Source organism: Candidatus Planktophila sp. (assembly GCF_046070465.1).
Taxonomy (GTDB): Bacteria; Actinomycetota; Actinomycetes; order Nanopelagicales; family Nanopelagicaceae; genus Planktophila.
In genome coordinates this window covers 1-2,962 of sequence record NZ_JBJTMK010000027.1, presented here as the reverse complement: position 1 = coordinate 2,962, position 2,962 = coordinate 1, and the positions used below count along the sequence as shown (strand labels likewise).

3 protein-coding genes and 1 tRNA gene are annotated in these 2,962 nt (G+C 49.0%); 3 read left to right on the top strand and 1 reads right to left on the bottom strand.

The window, feature by feature from the left end; genetic code table 11:
• The first annotated feature begins 109 nt into the window (after positions 1–109).
• The 3 genes from ACKOVI_RS01320 (at position 110) to ACKOVI_RS01310 (ending at position 2,091) form a co-directional block, all read left to right on the top strand.
• Positions 110–667: a hypothetical protein gene (locus tag ACKOVI_RS01320; protein ID WP_509602060.1), complete on the top strand. Its 558-nt coding sequence runs from the start codon at positions 110–112 to the stop codon at positions 665–667.
• Positions 668–708: 41 nt separating this feature from the next.
• Positions 709–1,986 carry an FAD-dependent oxidoreductase gene (locus tag ACKOVI_RS01315; RefSeq protein WP_509602058.1) on the top strand — a complete coding sequence of 426 codons (1,278 nt, stop codon included), beginning with the start codon at positions 709–711 and terminating at the stop codon, positions 1,984–1,986.
• A gap of 32 nt (positions 1,987–2,018) precedes the next feature.
• Positions 2,019–2,091, top strand: a tRNA-Arg gene (locus tag ACKOVI_RS01310).
• Between the two features lie 49 nt (positions 2,092–2,140).
• Here the strand turns inward: ACKOVI_RS01310 and ACKOVI_RS01305 are convergent.
• Positions 2,141–2,962: Glu/Leu/Phe/Val family dehydrogenase (locus ACKOVI_RS01305; protein ID WP_509602056.1), on the bottom strand; the 822-nt coding region annotated here is incomplete at its 5' end.

The following is a 2,962-nucleotide window of genomic DNA, read 5'->3' as shown; positions in this document are numbered from 1 at the left end:
TCACTGCAACGCTCACTTGGACATTCGTTGTATCAGAACCCACCGCTGGGACAGTTAGCAACTAATAGTTAGAGCAATTCACGGGAACAATTGGTGGAAGGAGAGGGAGATGATCAGTAAAAACAAATCTGCATCTCTCGTCGCCGCTGTGGTGGGCGCAATTGTAGTCGCGCTCACCCAGCCACCGGTTGTTGCAAGCGCTGCTGCACAAGCCACCGCTCAAAATACAACTATGTCAGTCACCTCAGCGCGGTTAATTGTCTTCCCGGCAGATACCTCGACTGCCTCAAATCCAGGCGCACCCTACGTCGTTGCCGTGAATAAGAGCGCACCTCAAATCTTTTATATCCGTAATGCGGGTGAGCTCACTACTTCACAATTTACCTTTACAATTACCTTAGATTCCGGTGCAAAGATCTCTACGTTACATCGGTGCAACGTTAATGTATTTTTTAGCGCTACTCTTAAAAAATGCGGCCCGACTGCGGTAAACGCAACCCAAATTGTTGGGGTGGCAACTGCATCTCCATACACCACTACACAGGTCTTATCTTTAGCCCCAAATACTTTCTATGCTTTCCAAATTGATGTCGACAAGAACTGCACTATGACTGTGAGCACAACGGTAAGTCTCTCCAATGTCACAGGAACTATCACCAACTCTTAACGACCGCTAAACTAGCCCCCTCGACGTAAATAGGGGTGAGCGTGAAGAGCTATAAAATCGCAATTGTGGGCGCTGGCCCAGCTGGTTACTTTGCCGCTCAGGCTCTCCAAAACCTTGCCAGTGATGAGATCTCATTCTCAATCGACATGATTGAGCGCCTTCCGACCCCCTGGGGCTTGGTCCGCAGCGGGGTGGCACCAGACCATCCGAAGATTAAGACGGTATCCAAGGTCTTTGAGAAGATTGCAACTACCCCCGGATTTCGCCTCTTTGCCAATGTAGAACTCGGCAGCGATCTGACGATTGAGCAATTGCGTGAAAAGTACGATGCGGTTGTTGTCGCTACAGGATCACCAAAAGGAAAAAAGCTTGGAATTCCTGGTGAAGAACTTCCTGGTTCACTTTCGGCAGCCACCTTTGTCCCTTGGTATAACGCTCATCCAGATTTTAAGGATGAGGCGATTGATCTCTCATCCGAGACAGCAATTGTCATCGGTGCTGGAAATGTGGCGATGGATGTTGCACGAATGTTGGCACTTGAACCATCAGAGCTTGACCCTACCGATACGGCAGATCACGCAATCGCTGCTCTCAAGAAGAGCGCAATCCGAAATGTCATCATCAACGCTCGCCGTGGCCCAGAACACGCTGCATTTACCTCACCTGAACTTCGCGAGCTGCCCAAGCTTGAGCACACCAATGTTGTCATCGAACCCGAAGATATCGCTGCCGCAATTGTGCGTGCAGGAGATCAGATTGAGAAAGATACAAAGTCCAACCTCGATGCAATGACCTTAATTGCAGAGCGTGAACCAACTTCACATGATCGCACAATGAAGTTTCAGTTCCTTGCTACTCCTGTCGAGATCAAAGGAAATGGCAAAGTTGAAGAAGTTGTATTCCAGCGCACTGGTGGAGACGAGCAGTTCAGCATTCCATGTGGGCTTGTCATTACAGCTATTGGCTATGAAGTTCCATCGCTTGAAGGAATCCCATATGCACACGGCAAGGTCGTCAATAGCGAAGGTCATGTCGATGGAAATCTCTATGTAGTTGGCTGGGCAAAGCGCGGACCTTCTGGCGTTATCGGCACAAATAAATCAGATGCTGCAGACGTCATGAAGCTGCTTGTCTCACAATTATCTGAGCCAAAAGATTCAGGTGATATCACAGAGATCATCACCCACAATAAAGTTGTGACGCAGATGCATTGGGAGCAGATCAATGCATCAGAAGTTGCTGCCGGAGAACCCCTGGGAAAGCCTCGTAAAAAGGCAGTTTCTCGCGAGGAATTACTCAATTTGGGTGCGCTCTCATAAGAAGGTATTATTCGCGTTCTATAAATGAATAAGCGTGCGTAGCTCAACGGATAGAGCATCTGACTACGGATCAGAAGGTTAGGGGTTCGAATCCCTTCGCGCGCACAAGTTAAGCCTCGAGTGCCTTTCACACTCGGGGCTTTTCTTTTTACTCTTACGGATAAAGTCCGCGCAGTTTATGCGCTTCAGCTACTCGCTTTACACCAATCATCATCGCTGATTCGCGCCAAGTTAGATCCTTATCAGTCGACATATATTCAACTTCTCGAATCGCCTTCATCAGCTGTGAATCCAGATTCTGATAAATCTCATCGGCGTCCCAGAAGAATGCTTGTTTATCTTGCACCCATTCAAAGTACGAGACGATGACACCACCAGCGTTTGCGAGGATATCTGGAACTACAAGAACACCCTTATCCTTCAAGATTGCATCGCCCTCTGGAGTCGTTGGCGCATTCGCACCTTCGACCACAATTTTGGCTCGTATCGTCGGTGCAGTGTGAGCCGTGATTGCATCTGCGAGTGCAGCTGGAATCAGTACATCGACATCAAGTGCGAGCAATTCTTCGTTGGTAAGTCGATCTGTTCCCGGCGCATCGAGATTGCCATGTGCTTTGAAGTGATCCCATAGCTGGGTTACAGAGTCAAAACCTGTCACACCTCCGTGAACATCACTGACTGCTACGACTTTGAGGCCCATCTTCTCTAAGCCAACTGCTGTCCAGTAACCAACCTTTCCAAATCCTTGGATTGCAACGGTTGCGCTGAGTGGATCGATATTTTTAACGAGCAGAGCCTCACGAGTAGAGATTGCGACTCCATCTCCGGTTGCAGATGTGCGACCAAGAGATCCACCGAGTGAAATCGGCTTACCGGTCACGACTCCCGGAACTGAGTAGCCGGCATTGACAGAGTAGGTATCCATCATCCAGGCCATATTGCGCTCATCTGTTCCGACATCGGGTGCTGGGATATC

What these genes read in the sequence shown, in the direction of transcription:
- ACKOVI_RS01320 (WP_509602060.1), top strand. Translation starts at nt 110, where the DNA reads ATGATCAGTAAAAACAAATCTGCATCTCTCGTCGCCGCTGTGGTGGGC.